This is a genomic window from Mucilaginibacter jinjuensis, from assembly GCF_028596025.1.
Taxonomy (GTDB): Bacteria; Bacteroidota; Bacteroidia; order Sphingobacteriales; family Sphingobacteriaceae; genus Mucilaginibacter; species Mucilaginibacter jinjuensis.
On the sequence record NZ_CP117167.1, the window covers coordinates 2,634,516 to 2,651,577 of the forward strand.

At 43.5% G+C, this 17,062-nt stretch carries 14 protein-coding genes; 6 read left to right on the forward strand and 8 right to left on the reverse strand.

Going from position 1 to position 17,062, the window contains the following annotated elements; translation table 11 throughout:
• Positions 1–12: 12 nt before the first annotated feature.
• Together PQO05_RS11960 and PQO05_RS11965 are read right to left on the reverse strand one after the other, a co-directional pair.
• The gene (locus tag PQO05_RS11960; RefSeq protein WP_273633147.1) at positions 13–1,533 is read right to left on the reverse strand and encodes a hypothetical protein; all 1,521 of its coding nucleotides are present in this window, start codon (positions 1,531–1,533) and stop codon (positions 13–15) included.
• A 14-nt stretch (positions 1,534–1,547) separates the two neighbouring features.
• A complete protein-coding gene (locus tag PQO05_RS11965; RefSeq protein ID WP_273633148.1) occupies positions 1,548–2,042 on the reverse strand; it encodes a D-glycero-alpha-D-manno-heptose-1,7-bisphosphate 7-phosphatase in 495 nt (164 codons plus the stop codon).
• 501 nt (positions 2,043–2,543) lie between these two features.
• On the opposite strand from PQO05_RS11965, the gene gltB reads away from it, so the two are divergent.
• Both gltB and PQO05_RS11975 read left to right on the forward strand, forming a co-directional pair.
• Entirely contained in the window at positions 2,544–7,070 is a 4,527-nt protein-coding gene (gene gltB / locus PQO05_RS11970) for a glutamate synthase large subunit (RefSeq protein ID WP_273633149.1), read from the forward strand.
• 2 nt (positions 7,071–7,072) lie between these two features.
• Complete coding sequence (locus PQO05_RS11975; protein WP_273633150.1) at positions 7,073–8,551, forward strand: glutamate synthase subunit beta; 1,479 nt, start codon at positions 7,073–7,075, stop codon at positions 8,549–8,551.
• 56 nt (positions 8,552–8,607) lie between these two features.
• On the opposite strand, the gene PQO05_RS11980 is transcribed toward PQO05_RS11975, so the two are convergent.
• From PQO05_RS11980 to PQO05_RS11995, 4 genes are all read right to left on the reverse strand, one after another.
• Positions 8,608–8,817: a hypothetical protein gene (locus tag PQO05_RS11980; RefSeq protein WP_273633151.1), complete on the reverse strand. Its 210-nt coding sequence runs from the start codon at positions 8,815–8,817 to the stop codon at positions 8,608–8,610.
• 636 nt (positions 8,818–9,453) lie between these two features.
• Positions 9,454–10,113 (reverse strand): YdeI/OmpD-associated family protein, encoded by a 660-nt coding sequence (locus tag PQO05_RS11985; RefSeq protein WP_273633152.1) that lies wholly within the window; start codon positions 10,111–10,113, stop codon positions 9,454–9,456.
• A 12-nt stretch (positions 10,114–10,125) separates the two neighbouring features.
• Positions 10,126–10,659 (reverse strand): RNA methyltransferase, encoded by a 534-nt coding sequence (locus PQO05_RS11990; protein ID WP_273633153.1) that lies wholly within the window; start codon positions 10,657–10,659, stop codon positions 10,126–10,128.
• Positions 10,660–10,661: 2 nt separating this feature from the next.
• Entirely contained in the window at positions 10,662–11,819 is a 1,158-nt protein-coding gene (locus PQO05_RS11995; protein WP_273633154.1) for a galactokinase, read from the reverse strand.
• A gap of 147 nt (positions 11,820–11,966) precedes the next feature.
• Between PQO05_RS11995 and PQO05_RS12000 the strand changes: the two genes are divergently transcribed.
• Both PQO05_RS12000 and PQO05_RS12005 read left to right on the forward strand, forming a co-directional pair.
• Positions 11,967–12,257: a YciI family protein gene (locus PQO05_RS12000; protein WP_273633155.1), complete on the forward strand. Its 291-nt coding sequence runs from the start codon at positions 11,967–11,969 to the stop codon at positions 12,255–12,257.
• A 116-nt stretch (positions 12,258–12,373) separates the two neighbouring features.
• Positions 12,374–13,228, forward strand: coding sequence for an aldo/keto reductase (locus PQO05_RS12005; RefSeq protein ID WP_273633156.1), 855 nt, complete (start codon positions 12,374–12,376; stop codon positions 13,226–13,228).
• 67 nt (positions 13,229–13,295) lie between these two features.
• Here PQO05_RS12005 and PQO05_RS12010 read toward each other — a convergent pair whose 3' ends face one another.
• Positions 13,296–13,700, reverse strand: a complete 405-nt coding sequence (locus PQO05_RS12010) for a DUF1761 domain-containing protein (RefSeq protein WP_273633157.1) — start codon at positions 13,698–13,700, stop codon at positions 13,296–13,298.
• A 101-nt stretch (positions 13,701–13,801) separates the two neighbouring features.
• Here PQO05_RS12010 and PQO05_RS12015 point away from each other — a divergent pair, with 101 nt between their 5' ends.
• Entirely contained in the window at positions 13,802–14,344 is a 543-nt protein-coding gene (locus tag PQO05_RS12015) for a hypothetical protein (protein ID WP_273633158.1), read from the forward strand.
• Between the two features lie 260 nt (positions 14,345–14,604).
• A complete protein-coding gene (locus tag PQO05_RS12020) occupies positions 14,605–15,711 on the forward strand; it encodes a hypothetical protein (protein ID WP_273633159.1) in 1,107 nt (368 codons plus the stop codon).
• Positions 15,712–16,063: 352 nt separating this feature from the next.
• Here the strand turns inward: PQO05_RS12020 and PQO05_RS12025 are convergent, their stop codons facing one another.
• On the reverse strand, positions 16,064–16,957 hold the full coding sequence (locus PQO05_RS12025; protein ID WP_273633160.1) for an MBL fold metallo-hydrolase: 894 nt from the start codon (positions 16,955–16,957) through the stop codon (positions 16,064–16,066).
• Between the last annotated feature and the right edge of the window lie 105 nt (positions 16,958–17,062).

Genomic DNA, 17,062 nt, shown 5'->3' on the forward strand with positions numbered 1-17,062 from the left:
ATGAGTAGTTTATCATTTTGCGGGCTGATCTGACTCGTTATACTCATAAATGCTGCCGTCGCCAAATTGTTGTAATTTTTTCAGATTTTTTTTCTGCTGAATATATTTCAGGTTGATCAACTCCGGGTTATCGAGGTTATCAAACCAGATGAGGTAGTAATGTTTCTGCTCCAGAAATTTCTCTACCGTTTTAGGGAAATAGCGATGTGGCAGCAATTTAATGCCTGCGTGCCCGCCTAAAAAGTAAACGGCCTCCGGCGCATCAGAATAAATAGGTGCATCGGTTTTAAAGAAAGCATCATTGCTGCGCATAAACTTCACCATGCCAGAGTCTTTCCAGTCGTCATCGGCATAGCCGGGGTTGCCGTAATCGCGCTGATCGTCCCAACGCTGATAGTCTACTTTGTATAAACGATATTCTATCACCAAAGCACAAAGCCCAAAGAATACGTAAATAGGTATTTTAATAGCCTGCGACCAGCGTTTGGGTGTATGGATAATCCACCAGGTTAAAGCCCAGATGGTGGGAATGTACATAGGAGCCAGCAGCCTGTCATTGATCCGTTCATAACGCGAAAAGGTAGAAGATATAACGATGAATAATCCATAGATCAATGAAAAGGTGATGGCGATAACCAGATAGTTATTCAGATTTTTACGGAAGGTATGGAACCATAGTGCAATCATTAATCCAACAATGGTGAGGATACCTACTGCGAGTGCTACAAAATCAGCTTCGCTTGGTATGGTAACCCAATCTACAATGGTGCCGCCAAAATAGATCATATTTTGCCAGAAACCGGTTATCGATGCTTCGCGCGGGCCGGTGCCCGTGCCGCTTACCAAATGGTTGCGAATAAGGTTGGCTATTAATAAAGAACAGGATATAGCACCGAAGATGAAAATGCGTTTCCACCTTTGTTTAAAAGGAAAGGTACTTTCAATCAATAATAATAAACACCCGGTGCCAATTACAGTTATCCCGGCATAGCGGGTTATACAACTAATGCCTGCCACAAGTGCAGCAACTACCAGTGTTATATAGGTATGAGTTTTTAGATATTGCGAAAAGGTGATGAAGAACGCAAATACCAAAAATATAAACAGCGTCTCCGACCATAAATAGGTATAGATCTGCAACAACGCCGGGCTCAATATTATCGCACCCAAAACCAACCACTTATATATAATGCTCTTGGATGCGAAATGCTGCATCAGCAAACCACTGATGAGGATCACCCCGGCGAATAACAAACCATCGATAACAGGCCCGGCAACTACAGGATCAATCCCGCTAATGAAGAAAGTGAGCCCGAGGAAAACAGGGTAGAAGACCGGGAAATCAACAATGGCATGTCCGTTAAATGTAGTCAGGGAGCCGGTGTTGTGGAAACTCCGCGCAGCGCTGGTATACATAATAGAATCGGGCGAAATACCTATACCATTGTATTTAGTGTATAGATATATAGCATAATAACCAATGGCCGCCGCAATAACCGAATCGATATTTTTTAAGTAGCTGCTTAGTTTCATGCTATATATTAAGGTTAAGCTATTTGATCAAGTATCTCACTAATCGGCTGATCGCTGTTAATCAGGATACCTTTTACGCCTGCGGCTGTACCTGCTTCTACATCGCGCTCACGGTCGCCAATAAAGTATGATTTAGCCGGGTCGATATTATGCTCTGCAATCCCTCTTAACAGTAAACCCGGTTTAGGTTTGCGGCAATCGCAATCGCCGGTAAAGTTAGGATGATGCGGGCAATAGTATATATCAGTAAACTCAACACCGTGTTCGGCGTAAAGTTTGCGCAGGTGTGCATGCATTTCGGCCAGCTGCTCTTCGGTATACCAGCTTTTGGCAATACCGCCCTGGTTGGTGGCCACAATCAGCATATAACCACGGTCTTGCAGTTCTTTCAGCGTGGCGAAGTTATGTTCGAGAACGTGAAAGTCTTCAAACTTGCAAACGTAATCGCCCATCTCCTGGTTCAGAACACCATCGCGATCTAAAAAAACAGCTTTATTTTTTTCTGACATGCTTTTTATAATTAAGCTGCAAAAATAGCTTAATCATTTAATGCCGCAAACGTAAATAAGCAGGTATAAAGCCCCCTCTAAATCTCCCCCGGTATGGGAGACTTTACTTTTTCCCGCTTTCATTTTTTTAGTCCTCCCTCCCGGGGAGGATTTAGGTGGGGCTAAAATTTCTTGACTTAATGTATTGCGTAAAATGACAGGTAGTTAACAATGTGGTAATTTTACCGAAACACTTAGTTTTTATCTGTGGCCTTGTTATTTGTTACCCAAACAATAAAAATGGCGTTTAACCCGGGCTTTATTATTAACAGATATGAGCAATGTAAGCTATTTTGATTGAGAAATTTTTACATAAAAGAGATAAATATTAACAATATTTCATTAAAACGACTTCTTCTGTAGGATTTGTTGCCACCTTTTTAAAAATTCTGTCACTATTCAAATTGTTTTTCAAAAAACGTAATTTCGTTATTACACCTTTTTCAAATTGGTTCTTTTAATATGGATTTAACTGATAGCCCCCAGCAGGGTTTGTACCGGCCCGAATTTGAACATGACTCTTGTGGTACAGGGTTTATAACTAACATTAACGGACATAAATCTAACCAGATTGTCCGTGACGCACTCACTATTCTCGAAAATATGGAGCACCGTGGTGCTTGCGGCTGTGACCCCGATAGCGGTGACGGTGCAGGTATCCTCATTCAACTGCCCCATGAGTTTTTGATGGAAGAATGCTCGAACCTGGAAATGAGCTTACCCGAACCCGGCGATTACGGGGTAGGTATGATCTTTTTTCCGAAGGATTCTGTGTTAAAAAAGGCTTGCCGCAATATTATCGGCAGCGCTGCTGAAAAACTTGGCCTGCATATTCTGGGCTATCGTAAAGTACCTGTTGATAATACTGTAATTGGCGAAACTGCACGTGAAGCAGAACCTGATGCAGAGCAGCTGTTTATTTTAAAGCCGCACAGCATTACCACTGCCGAGGCTTTTGAACGCAAACTTTTTGTATTAAGAAGATATATTAACAAAACAGTTTTAGAAACTGTTGCGCAGGCTGGTGAGCATTTTTACTTTACCTCACTATCCAGCAAAACTATTATATACAAAGGTCAGTTAACTACGTACCAGTTACGCCAGTACTTTACTGACCTTGCAGATTCACGTGTGGCATCGGGTTTTGCCATGATTCACTCACGTTTCTCAACCAATACTTTCCCTTCATGGAAACTGGCCCAGCCATTCCGTTTGATTGCGCATAATGGTGAGATCAACACGCTGACCGGTAACTTAAACTGGTTCTATGCAGGTGTTAAATCATTAGCATCATCATACTTCACCAGCGAAGAAATGGAGATGTTGTTACCGGTTATCGATAACAACCAATCAGATTCAGCCTGTCTGGATAACATCATTGAAGTGTTACTTCATTCTGGTCGTTCATTACCACACGTAATGATGATGCTGGTACCTGAAGCATGGGATGGCAACGAGCACATGGATCCGATTAAAAAGGCGTTCTACGAATACCACGCTACCATTATGGAGCCTTGGGATGGTCCTGCGGCTATCTCGTTTACCGATGGTAGATTAGTTGGTGCTTTGTTAGACCGTAACGGTCTGCGCCCTTTACGTTACGTTGTAACTAACGATAACCGTGTTATTGCTGCATCAGAAGCCGGTGTATTAACTATCGACGAAAGTACTGTAATCAGCAAAGGCCGTTTACAACCGGGTAAAATGTTGTTGATCGATACCGTAAAAGGTAAGATCATTAAAGACGAAGAAATTAAGCAAGAAATTGCTTCACAACAGCCGTATGGTCGTTGGTTAGATAACTACCAGATCCGTTTGGAAGAACTGGCCGAGCCTCGTTTGGCTTTCGCAAGTCTTTCTTCTGATTCTGTTTTCCGTTACCAGCAGGTGTTTGGTTATAGCCGCGAGGATATCGAGGTTATTATTAAACCGATGGCTGTTGATGGTAAAGAGCCAATTGGCTCAATGGGTACCGATGTGCCTTTGGCGGTATTGTCTGATAAGCCGCAGCATCTGTCAAGCTACTTTAAACAGTTCTTTGCCCAAGTAACTAACCCGCCGATAGACCCTATCCGCGAGCGTTTGGTGATGAGCTTAGCTACCTTTATCGGTAACAACGGTAACCTGTTGGATGAGGATAAAATGCATTGCCATTGCGTAAAGCTGAAACATCCGATCCTGAATAACCACGATCTGGAAAAATTACGCAGTATTGATACCGGTTTATTCCACGCCAAAACATTACAAACTTATTTCAAGGCCGATGGTCAGCCGGGTTCGATGGAAAAAGGTATAGCAAGGCTTTGCCGTTATGCCGAAGATGCAGTTGAAGATGGTTTCGAGGTATTGATCCTGTCAGACCGTGCTATCGATTCTGAGCACGCGCCAATCCCGTCGTTACTGGCGGTATCTGCTGTACATCACCATTTGATCAAAAAAGGCTGCCGAGGTTCGGTAGGTTTGGTTGTTGAGGCCGGCGATGCTTGGGAAGTACACCACTTTGCTGCTTTACTGGCGTTTGGTGCAAGTGCTATCAACCCATACCTGGCGCTATCGACTATCGAAAACTTAAAAGTTAGCGGTGATTTGGAAACAGATTTACCGACTGATAAACTTTTCTATAACTATGTTAAATCAATCTGCGATGGCTTATTGAAGATCTTCTCTAAAATGGGAATTTCTACACTGCAATCGTACCATGGTTCTCAGGTGTTTGAGATCCTTGGATTGAACAAATCTGTAGTTGATAAATATTTCTGCGGCGCGGTTACCCGTATAGAAGGTTTAGGCCTTGACGAAATTGCACGCGAAGCATTGGGTAAACACGCCATGGGCTTTAACCATTCGAAAGGTGAAACCCGCTTACTGCAAGAAGGCGGTATCTACCAGTGGAAACGCCGTGGCGAGCAGCACTTGTTTAACCCGCAAACGGTTCACTTGCTGCAGCATGCAACCCGTACCAATGATTTTGCAGTTTACAAAAACTACGCAAAACTGGTTAACGAACAAACTGAGAAACATTTCACCATCCGGGGTCTGTTAGATTTTACACATCACCGCGAGGCGATCTCGATAGAAGAAGTTGAACCGGTAGAAAGCATCATGAAGCGTTTTGCCACAGGTGCTATGTCATTCGGTTCTATCTCGCACGAGGCGCATAGTACACTGGCTATTGCTATGAACCGCATTGGCGGTAAAAGCAATACCGGCGAAGGTGGTGAAGACGAAATGCGTTACGAAATAATGGAGAACGGCGATTCCATGCGTTCGGCCATTAAGCAAATTGCTTCGGCACGTTTTGGGGTAACTTCAAACTACCTTACTAATGCTGACGAGTTGCAAATTAAAATGGCGCAAGGTGCGAAACCGGGCGAAGGTGGACAACTGCCGGGCCACAAGGTTGATGAATGGATTGCTAAAACCCGTCACTCAACTCCGGGCGTAGGTTTAATATCTCCGCCACCTCACCACGATATTTATTCGATTGAAGATTTAGCCCAGCTGATCTTCGACCTTAAAAATGCTAACCGTGCTGCACGTATCAACGTTAAGTTGGTATCAAAAGCAGGTGTAGGTACTATTGCTGCCGGTGTTGCCAAAGCACATGCCGACGTGATCCTGATTGCAGGTTACGATGGTGGTACAGGCGCATCGCCAATAAGCTCTATCAAACATGCTGGTTTACCTTGGGAACTTGGTTTGGCCGAAGCACATCAAACCCTGGTACGTAACAAACTGCGCAGCCGCGTAGTGTTACAGGCCGATGGACAGATGAAAACCGGTCGTGACCTGGTTATTGCTGCCCTTATGGGTGCCGAAGAATGGGGGGTTGCAACTGCAGCCCTTGTTGCCGGTGGTTGTATCATGATGCGTAAGTGTCATTTAAATACTTGCCCGGTTGGTGTGGCTACTCAGGATCCTGAACTGCGTAAACTGTTCAGCGGTAAGCCAGAGCATATTGTTAACCTGTTCCGCTTCCTGGCTGAGGACATGCGCGAAATTATGGCCGAACTTGGTTTCCGTACCATACAGGAAATGGTTGGCCGTGTACAATTCTTAAGAGTAAGAGATAACATCCAAAGCTGGAAAGCTAAAAAAGTTGATCTATCGGGCATATTACACCCGGTAACTAACCAGAAAGGTTTAACGCTTTACAATAGCGAAAGCCAGGATCACGGTATGGCCGAGATTATCGACTGGAAACTATTAGAAGCTGCGCAACAGGCTTTGGCTGATAAAACACCGGTATTTGCAACGTTTGATGTGAAAAACATCGACCGTACCATCGGTACCTTATTATCGAACGAAATCTCTAAAAAATATGGTTCTGCCGGTTTACCGGACAACACCATTAACTATAAATTCAAAGGTTCTGCCGGACAAAGCTTTGGTGCTTTCGCCGCAAAAGGTATCTCGTTTGAATTAGAAGGCGAAGCGAATGACTATGTAGGTAAAGGTTTATCTGGTGCTCAGCTGGCTATTTATCCGGCTGCTAACTCAACCTTTACGCCAGAGAATAACATTATCATCGGTAACGTAGCCATGTATGGCGCTACCTCGGGCGAGCTGTTTGCACGTGGTATGGCAGGCGAACGTTTCGCTGTACGTAACTCTGGTGCAACTGCGGTTGTAGAGGGTGTGGGCGATCACGGTTGTGAGTACATGACCGGTGGACGTGCGCTGATTCTCGGTAAAACAGGCCGCAACTTTGCCGCAGGTATGAGCGGTGGTTTAGCCTGGATATACGACGAAGACCATACGTTTGCCGAAAACTGCAACCCGGAAATGGTTGATTTAGATCCGCTTTCACCAAAAGACGAAGAGCAAATTTTAACCTTGCTTAAAAAGCATGCTAACCTTACTCAAAGTGAGGTTGCTAAACGCTTATTAAGCACATGGGATGCCGCTAAACTGAACTTTGTTAAAGTGTTCCCGAAAGAGTACAAAAGAGTTTTACAAGAAAAAGAATATCAAGCTGTCAGCAAATAATTATGGGAAAGCCTACCGGATTTCAGGAGTTTAACAGAGAACTTCCTGGTAAAACAGCACCCGACGCAAGGGTGAAAAACTATAACGAGTTTGTTGGCCTGTACACTGCTGATAAACTGAACGAACAATCGGCACGGTGCATGAATTGTGGCATACCTTTTTGCCACTCTGGTTGCCCGCTCGGTAATATTATTCCCGAGTTTAACGATGCAGTATACCGCAAAAACTGGGTTGAAGCTTATGAAATATTATCTTCAACCAATAATTTCCCTGAGTTTACAGGCCGTATTTGCCCTGCGCCCTGCGAATCTGCATGTGTGTTAGGTATCAACAAGCCACCTGTTGCTATCGAGGAAATTGAGAAACATATTATCGAGATAGCTTACGAAAAGAACCTCGTTAAACCTGTTGCGCCGTTAATTAAAACCGGTAAAAGAGTAGCGGTTGTAGGTTCGGGCCCTGCGGGTTTGGCTGCTGCTGCGCAACTAAGCAAAGCCGGCCATACAGTAACTGTTTACGAGCGCGACGACAAACCGGGAGGTTTATTGCGTTACGGTATCCCAGATTTCAAATTAGAGAAATGGGTGATAGACCGCCGTATCCAGGTTATGGAAGCAGATGGTGTTGAATTTATCTGCAATACAGAAATCGGTAAACACATTGCTGCCGAAGAACTGGTACGTGCTTATGATGCCGTTGTGATGGCCGGTGGCTCAACCATCCCACGCGATTTGCCTATCCCTGGCCGCCAGTTTAAAGGTGTATATTTTGCAATGGAGTTCCTGAAACAGCAAAACAAACGTGTAGGCAACAGCCCGATCACAACTGAAGATATCTGGGCTACAGATAAAGATGTTGTGGTAATTGGTGGTGGCGATACCGGTTCTGATTGCGTGGGTACATCAAACCGTCACGGTGCAAAATCTATCCTGCAATTTGAGTTTATGCCGCAGCCACCAACTTCGCGTACTGCTGCTATGCCCTGGCCAAGTTACCCAATGGTGTTAAAAACAACCAGCTCGCATGAGGAAGGTTGCCAACGCCATTTCGGTATCAACACCAAAGAGTTTTTAGGCGACGAGGAAGGTAACTTGCGTGCGCTTAAAGTAACAGACGTAAGCTGGGAAACCGACTTTTTAGGTCGCCCGACTAAGTTCTCGGAGATTGAAGGATCAGAGCGCGAAATACCTTGCCAGCGCGTATTCTTAGCTATGGGCTTCGTTAATCCGCAATACAACGGTATGCTGGAAGCACTGGGCGTAGAGCTTGACGAACGCAAGAACGTTAAAGCCAAAGAAGGCGTTTATCGTACTAACGTGAGCAAAGTATTTGCCTGCGGCGATATGCGCCGCGGACAATCACTGGTAGTTTGGGCCATCTCAGAAGGTCGCGAAGCTGCCCGCAAAGTCGATGAATTTTTAACAGGACATACCCTGTTAGAAAGCAAAGACGCTGTGAACTTCTACGAACAAGCTTTTTAACCACGGATTTAACAAATCACTCTAAATAGATCAGTACCTGCGGTAGGCCGTCCCGGCTATCGCAGGTTTATTTTTATCCAGTCCTGGAGTTTTCCCTTCAATTCCTCGTACGATTCTTTTACGGTGATATATGATTCTTTATCGCCGATCAGATAGATCCTTACTTCTTCCTGCGGGTCTTTATAAATTACAATTGAGGTTATATTGTCCACATTAATTAATGTGTTGCGGTCGTTTTTGTCTAATAGTTCTATGAAATTTGCCATGGGAGTATAACAGGAAGGAGGGGGAAAGGTTGGTTTTTAATTTGTCAATTTGTTGATTCGGTAATTTGTCGATGTTTTTATGAACGAAAAAGCACGTCATTGCGAGGTACGAAGCAATCCCCGATCTACAGAGCGGCTCTGTAAGGTTCGCGATTGCTTCGTACCTCGCAATGACGTGTTGGGGGGAATGGATTGGCGACGAGATTGCATCCCGATTATCATCGGGACAGGCTGTCGTTCCTCCTCGCAATGATAAAATTTAGATAATTTTCTTTTCAATCGGCAAGCAGCTTCGGCCCAAGCGGGCAGAACAAAATGGTGGCTTGTGCGCTGGAAAGAGGCATTGGAGATTTTGCAGAAGGGCTGGATTGTACGAACGTGACTGGGGCAAAAGATCCCGTCCTGTGTTGTTCTGAACGCTGTGCGGCATGGCTTTGTGTGTAAAGAAGCCTTTTGTCGATGAGCGCTTTGGTTACTTTGGCGCCCCAAAGTAACAGCCTACCCGCGGCGATTGAGCGGGACTGACATTAATAGTACTACAACTCGTTCATAAAAGCTTCTGCGGTATTTGAGGTAGTGCTAATCGGTCTGAGATTGCTTCGTACCTCGCAATGACGTGGGAGAGGAGAGTGACGATTACTTTTCCGATGGATTCTTCTTGCCATTCACCAACATCTCTACCATTTTCTCTACCCTCGAAACCCTTGTTTTCTCTTGCTTGGCACCCAATATCCAAACCGCATATTCCTTTTGGTGCGACCATGCCAGTCGGGTAAAGGTATCCAATGCTTGTGGCGCTTCTTTTAAAGCCTCGAGTACATCGGGTGGAAGAGTTACCTTTTTGTTGGTAACGTCTATATATTCAGAGAAATCGCTTTTGGGGATTTCGGATAACTTGGCTGGTGAAGTTTTAACGAGATTTTTGGGACGGAAGCGTAATGCCGTCCAGGTATCATTAATGGCGGCCGATGCTACGGTATCTAAACCATATTGTTTCACTTCGTCCCAGCTATCCATCATGGCCAGATCGGTTGGGATTTTGGTGTTCTTTTTAGGGTAGGTGATCCAGAGAATGGTATCGGGTTTTAATGCTGGTTGGATAGTCTTTAGCTCTGCTGTCAGTTCCGCTTTGTTTTTCACAAATAGCTGCAAACCATCAACTTTATCGCTGCTTTCAAAACTTACATGCACATTATCGGGTAGGGGATCTATATACGCCAGATAGTCTTCGGGCGCGTTTACAAATAACCAGTTGGTTCCGGGTTTAATGAGCAGTTTTTTGGCAATCGGGTTCATAGCGATTTAAATCTATTGAAGATTCAATTTCGCGAAAAAATCCCAAAGTACAATACCTGCCGATACAACTATATTAAATGAGTGCTTGGTGCCAAATTGAGGAATTTCGATACAATGATCAATCAAGGCCATTACATCATCGCTCACACCGTTTACTTCGTTACCGAATATCAATGCGTATTTTTTGTCCTGCTCGGGTTCAAAAGTATTGAGCATTATGCTATTTTCGGCTTGCTCTACCGCGATAATTGTATAGCCTTGCTCGCGCAGTTTTTCAACGGCAGTAACGGTGCTTTCTTCAAAACTCCAGTCGATTGATTGTGTGGCTCCGAGAGCAGTTTTTTCAATTTCACGGTGTGGGGGCTGGGCGGTTATGCCACAAAGTACAATCTGTTCAACCGCAAAACCATCGCTGGTGCGAAAGATAGAACCTACATTGTGCATGCTCCGTACATTATCCATAACCACAGCCACAGGCAATTTATCCTGGGCTTTAAATTCAGAAACCGAAGGACGGTTTAGCTCGTCCAATTTTAATTTACGCATGTTTATCCCTTATACAAGCCAACACCCGGCCCGATCAGCGAACTGTATACGGAAGGGGCGTAGCCTATTTTCCGGGTGTAAAATTCGGTAATTCCTTTGGTGAATTCATCAAAAGCATCCTTTTTTACTAAAGCAATGGCACAGCCGCCAAATCCGGCGCCGGTCATACGTGCTCCGGCTACACCTGGGGCAGTTTTAGCGTATTCTGCAATGGTATCCAGTTCTACTCCGCTTACTTCGTATAGCTTACTTAATGAGTCGTGCGAGGCATACATCAGCTTGCCAAATTCCAGTAAATTATCGGCAGCCAGTTCTTTGGCTGCCAGTTTTACACGATCGTTTTCTTCAATTACGTGTTGAGCACGGTTTTTAACTATCGGATCAGTAATTAAGTGCTCGTATTGCTTATAAGTAGCAGCGTCAATATCGCACAAGTTTTGAATATCTAGTTCGGTTTGCAATGCGGCTAAAGCTTGCTGGCATTCCTGTACGCGTTCGTTGTATTTAGATTCTGCGAGTTTACGGGGTTTATTGGTGTTGATGATCGCCAATAAATATTCGCCCAGATGACAATCTACAGCTTCATAATCTAAAGTATCGCAATTAAGCTTCAGCGCTTTTTCTGCTTCGCCGAAGGCAACCGCAAACTGATCCATAATACCACTATTTAAGCCGATGAAACTGTTCTCTACCCATTTTGATAATTTAACCAGATCAAGCTTGCTATATCCTGCCTTAAATAGTTCGTTTAATGCAAACGCAGTCACCACTTCGATAGATGCCGAAGAGGAGAGGCCTGAACCAATAGGAATATCACCATAATACAACATATCTAAACCTTGCAGCTGATGGCCATCTTTCAAAAAGTGCGTGATAACACCCAGCGGATAGTTGAACCAGAATTTATCTTGTTTGGTATAAGAGTCTTGTAACTGGATATCAGCCCGATCTTCAAAATTGATACTTCTGAAACGAAATTTACCTTCGTTGTTTGGCGCAACAAGCAAATAAGTGCCGAAAGTGATAGCGCATGGCATAACCAAACCGCCGTTATAATCTATATGTTCGCCAATAAGGTTTACCCTGCCTGGTGAAAAATAAGCGTTAGTAGCTTCGGTATTGAATAGAGATTTAAATTGCTGGTGTAGATTCTGGATCATAAATTGATTGTACTCAAGAGTAACAAATATGTAAAAAATAATGTAAAAATTACAGTTATTCGGAGATGCTATTTTTTGTTTGAAAAATACTGCAAACGAAACAATTGTTATACTTGTTCATTACAATAACAAACTAAAAAAAAGATCATGAATCAATATCTTATTACCGCATACGATTTTACAGATACAGAAGCTTTTGAAAGACGTGCCAATGTACGCCCGCATCATTTGGATGGTGTGCGTGAATTAAAGGAAAAAGGCAATTATGTTTTAGGCGGGGCCATGCTCAATGCAGATGGCAAAATGATCGGCTCAACTATGATTGTTCAGTTTAACTCAGAAGAAGAACTGGAAGCCTGGAAAAATAGCGACCCATACATGACCCAAAAAGTGTGGGAAACCGTCGATATTAAACCCTTTAAAGTAGCGCAATTGTAAAAACTTGCTTTGCTGTCTACGCAACAATTTGTTAACCCATAAATTACAATTGGCTTACTGTTATTACTAAACATTCCCCGTACTTCGGGTGTTTTTAATCTTTAAACATCAATCCAATGAGTAACGTAACATTTCAAAAAAGCTTCACCATAGGTGGCGATCTTACTGTTAACCGCTTAGGTTATGGCGCAATGCGTATTACAGGTAAAGGTATCTGGGGCCCACCTGCAGATAAAGATGAAGCCATAAAAGTTTTAAAACGCGCTGTTGAACTGGGCGTTAATTTTATTGATACCGCAGACAGCTACGGCCCGTATGTATCGGAAGAACTGATCGCCGAAGCTTTATATCCATATCCTGAAGGCCTGGTAATTGGTACAAAAGGCGGCTTACTAAGAACCGGTCCTGATCAATGGCCGGTTGATTCGAGCCCCGAGCATTTGAAGGAAGCATTGGAAGGCAGCTTAAAACGCCTGAAACTGGATCAGATCGACTTATATCAATTACACCGTATCGATCCAAAAGTACCTGCCGAAAAAACTTTCGAGTTTTTAAAGCAAGCGCAGCAGGAAGGTAAAATTAAACACATCGGCCTATCGGAAGTTAGTGTAGATGATATTAAACATGCACAGCAGTTTTTCGAAGTGGTATCGGTACAAAACATGTATAGCATTGATAACCGCAAATGGGAGCCCGTGTTAGAGTATTGCAAAGAGCAGAACATAGCCTTTATTCCATGGTTCCCGCTTGGCGGAGGTAATACTGATGCTTTAACTGCCTTGCAAAAAGTAGCCGATAAACACAATGCTACTGTACACCAGGTTGCCTTAAGCTGGTTGTTGCACCATGCCGATAACATCTTATTGATACCGGGCACATCGAGCGTTGATCACCTGGAAGATAACCTTAAAACTGCCGATGTTGAATTAACAGAGGAAGATCTGAAAGACCTGGATGGTTTATCAGCATAAAATCTATTCCTAAAATAAAAGAGGTGCAGGCTTAACAGTTTGCACCTCTTTTGTTTTATACAATGTTTTATCTCCAGGCACCTAATATGGCACCCATAATGGTAAGCGATACAATACTGTAACCGCCATTAACCAAAATATATCGCCACGATTTTAGTTCGAACAAGCTGTGGATTGCTATTGCACTAAATGCCCAAACGCCTGCCAGTAACCCGGCTATAGTACCCCATTGCACATCTGTTTTCGGGTCGTTTAGAAACATGGCGAGGTTGGCTGCCATTATCAGCGAAAATATAGCTGTGAAACCAAATATCTTGCCCTTGTTTCCTGCGCGTATGGTTTCGGTATCGAGGTTGCTATCGGCCATCCATACTTTACCGAATAAGATGTTGGAGTACCATAAACCACCAACCATAAATGCGCTTAATGCCGCCACTACTATGGCAAGCCAGTTAATTGTGCTAAAATTCATGAGGTTTATAATTATATAAGTAAATATAAATTATATTTTTATTTATTAAGATATAGTACCTATATTCACCCTGTAACCAATTACAAGCTCATTCCCTTCAATTGAGACGATTTATTGCCATATTACTTTTAGGTATACACCTGTTTACAACGGGCGGTTACTCTATCGTATTTGAGTATTTTATCCATCAATCTGATGTGCAAATTGTAAAAGAGGTTTACGATAACAAGATCGATAAAAAGCTGATCGAGATAAAAATACCGGTACACTTACCCGGTATGCATGCCTGGCCGCGTTACGAAAAAATACAGGGCCAGATAGAACTTAAAGGTACCTATTATAATTACGTGAGGCTTAAAATGAGCCCCGATACTTTGGCCATGCTTTGTATCCCAAATACAGCAAAAACAAGGCTGGTTAGGGCTAACGTAATTATGGCTAAAGAGATTAACGATGTGCCAATGGGTAAAAAAGCTCATGACACCAGTAAAAAATCTATTGATGCACCTTATGAGTATGTAGCATTGAATTACCAGTTTACGGCCACTCCTGTGCTGCTTAAAAAGGAATATATTAATGCGTATTCCAGCCTGCTGAACCCATTTGTAGAAACACGTGGGCAACCACCCAATTTCAGTTGTTAAACTCCTTTTTATTTGCTGATCTAATGCTTTTTGCAGCCGTATAATCGTGTGCGGAATTACATTTTCCATCAGCTTACACAGACCCTTAGTTTCGCTTTACCGGTTATGTATTAGGCGCTAATATTTAGTGTTGTAATATATTATTTGATGCAGGTGTTTTTTATACCTGTAAGCCCGCCGTTATGTTGCGCATCCTGCCCGTCTGTTCCGGTACTATTTATCAGTTTGGTTTAACAACAATTCAATTACTACTATTTGAGATGAAATTTACTTTAAAAGTTCTTGCAGTTTCTGCAATGTTTATCAGCGCATTATATACTAACAAAGTTTCGGCACAGGGTTGTGTGGCTATCCGCAGCACAGGTGGCTTATGTACCATGGATGAGCATCCCGATAGTACTACTAACAATGGTAGCTGGCTGTTTAACAGCAATAGCCGTTACTATAGGTCATTCCGCCATTTTATTGGTACACAAGAACAAAAACAACGTATTGAGCAAGGTACCAATGTAATTAACCACGCTTATACTAACGACCTTTCATTGACCCGTATTTTCAACAACCGCTGGTCGGTTGCATTAGATGTGCCAGTTATTGCCAATAGCCGCTCATCATTATACGAGCACGGCGGTACAGAGCGCCACGAAACCCATTCATTCGGTGTGGGTGATATCCGTTTTACTACCTACGCCTGGTTATTGAACCCGCAAAAAAATCCGAAAGGAAATATCCAGGCAGGTTTGGGTATTAAGTTTGCCACAGGTAATTACAATTACCAGGATTACTTTTACAATGTTGGCCCCGGTGGTACACGCCGTTTAGGCCCGGTTGACCAATCGATCCAGTTGGGTGATGGCGGTACCGGTTTTACTACCGAATTAAATGCTTACTATAACTTCAGCCATAAATTTGGCTTGTATGGTAACTTCTACTACCTGTTTAGTCCGCGCGAGGTAAATGGTACATCAAGTGCCCGTGGCGGCGTGCCAAGCGCAGCAACAGTAGCCAATACCAGCGATGTAATGAGTGTGCCCGATCAGTACCTTTTAAGAGGAGGAGCAAGTTACGCAGTATCTAAATTTGCATTTACACTGGGTGTGCGCGATGAGTGTCTGCCGGCTCATGACTTAATTGGCGGTAGCGCAGGTTTCCGCAGACCGGGTTATATTATTTCGGCAGAGCCGGGTGTAACTTACCACGTTCATAACTTATCGTTGTATTTATACGTACCGGTAGCCGTGGTGCGCGACAGGACCACAAGTTTTGCAGATCACATTACTACCGAGTTAACCGGCGTGCCAACACATGGCGATGCAGCCTTTGCTGATTATGCCATCAATTTAGGAATAACATACAGATTGAAATAGTGCTGATTAGCACATGAGTTTAGATGGGCAGGAGTGAGATCCCTGCTCATAGTTGATTAACGTAAAAAGGCCGGGGATGAGATCCCGGCCTTTTTCTGTTTTATATGGGATTGTATTTTGATATTTAACCTATAGCAATGTCTAAAGTTTTGTCATTTCGAATCCTTGGAGGGTAGGGGATGTGTAGTGCAGGGATGAGAAATCTTATACGATATACATTGACGCAAGGCGCAGAAGATTTCTCCTCACCGTCGGTCGCGCAATCCCCCAACTGGTTCGTTCGAAAAGACAAAGTTTATAAAATTGCAATAGCACTCATGCAACAATAACCCAATAACCAACAACTAACTCATCACAACGTCAACTCTTCATAAGCCGCAGTTAAACTGCGCTCAATACCGGTTCCCTGCCATTCGGTTACACCAGGGATTGCTGTTGCGGCAATAATATCAGCTTTGGTTTTGCCATTGTTAATTTCGCCCTGTACAAAGCTTACCAGTTTTTCCATATAATCCTGCATGGCTTTCAGGTCGTCCAGTGTGCCGGTTACTTTTTCAGGATCGAAGGCATGGCCGAAAACAAACAGGGTATCCTTATCAAACTGTTTTTGTGCTTTTTCCAATACTTGTGCCCAGTTTACAACAGATGCACCTGCTTTACGGTCAACAAACGGATAGCGACGGTTAAAAACCAGGTCGCCGGTGTGCACTATGTTTGCGTTTTCGAAATGGATCATGGTATCGCCATTGGTATGGCCTGCACCCCAGTAGTAAGTTTTTATTTTTTCGTCGCCCACTTTTATCTTCCAGCGGTCGGTATAAGTAATATCGGGGTATAATTGTTTGTCTTCTGTTTTGCTTTCAACAGCGGCCGCCTTTTGGTTCTTAAGCGAGTTTTCGTGCGCAGCCACGTGCTTAACTATACCTTTAAAAGAAATATTGCCAGAGGTATGGTCGCCGTGATGGTGCGTATTGATGAGGTACTGAAAAGGTTTGTCCGATTGCTTTTTCAGCTCTGCAATCAAGTCTTTTGCCGAATCCGGAAATTCGGCATCAACCACCACAATGCCATCTTTGTTGGATAGCCATGCAATGGTACCGCCCTGTTCGGCAAATATGCCCACGTTGTTTCTCAGTGGTTTAAACTGATACGGGGCTGCTGCTATAGATGCCAGTGCTTTATTGCCGGATATGGCCAGCGCAGCCAGTGATAATGCGCTTGATGAGATAAATTGACGACGTTTCATAAGTGACGCTAATATACATTGGCGCTGTCAGATTTTGAATACGTGTAATGTAAATTGTTACCTGTACAATAGGGTAACTTTCGTTATCACTTGCTAAATTACATC

Bases quoted from the DNA above. Each gene is read 5' to 3' on its own strand.
- PQO05_RS11960 (WP_273633147.1), bottom strand. From the start codon at position 1,533: ATGAAACTAAGCAGCTACTTAAAAAATATCGATTCGGTTATTGCGGCG.
- PQO05_RS11965 (WP_273633148.1), bottom strand. From the start codon at position 2,042: ATGTCAGAAAAAAATAAAGCTGTTTTTTTAGATCGCGATGGTGTTCTG.
- gltB (WP_273633149.1), top strand. From the start codon at position 2,544: ATGGATTTAACTGATAGCCCCCAGCAGGGTTTGTACCGGCCCGAATTT.
- PQO05_RS11975 (WP_273633150.1), top strand. From the start codon at position 7,073: ATGGGAAAGCCTACCGGATTTCAGGAGTTTAACAGAGAACTTCCTGGT.
- PQO05_RS11980 (WP_273633151.1), bottom strand. From the start codon at position 8,817: ATGGCAAATTTCATAGAACTATTAGACAAAAACGACCGCAACACATTA.
- PQO05_RS11985 (WP_273633152.1), bottom strand. From the start codon at position 10,113: ATGAACCCGATTGCCAAAAAACTGCTCATTAAACCCGGAACCAACTGG.
- PQO05_RS11990 (WP_273633153.1), bottom strand. From the start codon at position 10,659: ATGCGTAAATTAAAATTGGACGAGCTAAACCGTCCTTCGGTTTCTGAA.
- PQO05_RS11995 (WP_273633154.1), bottom strand. From the start codon at position 11,819: ATGATCCAGAATCTACACCAGCAATTTAAATCTCTATTCAATACCGAA.
- PQO05_RS12000 (WP_273633155.1), top strand. From the start codon at position 11,967: ATGAATCAATATCTTATTACCGCATACGATTTTACAGATACAGAAGCT.
- PQO05_RS12005 (WP_273633156.1), top strand. From the start codon at position 12,374: ATGAGTAACGTAACATTTCAAAAAAGCTTCACCATAGGTGGCGATCTT.
- PQO05_RS12010 (WP_273633157.1), bottom strand. From the start codon at position 13,700: ATGAATTTTAGCACAATTAACTGGCTTGCCATAGTAGTGGCGGCATTA.
- PQO05_RS12020 (WP_273633159.1), top strand. From the start codon at position 14,605: ATGAAATTTACTTTAAAAGTTCTTGCAGTTTCTGCAATGTTTATCAGC.
- PQO05_RS12025 (WP_273633160.1), bottom strand. From the start codon at position 16,957: ATGAAACGTCGTCAATTTATCTCATCAAGCGCATTATCACTGGCTGCG.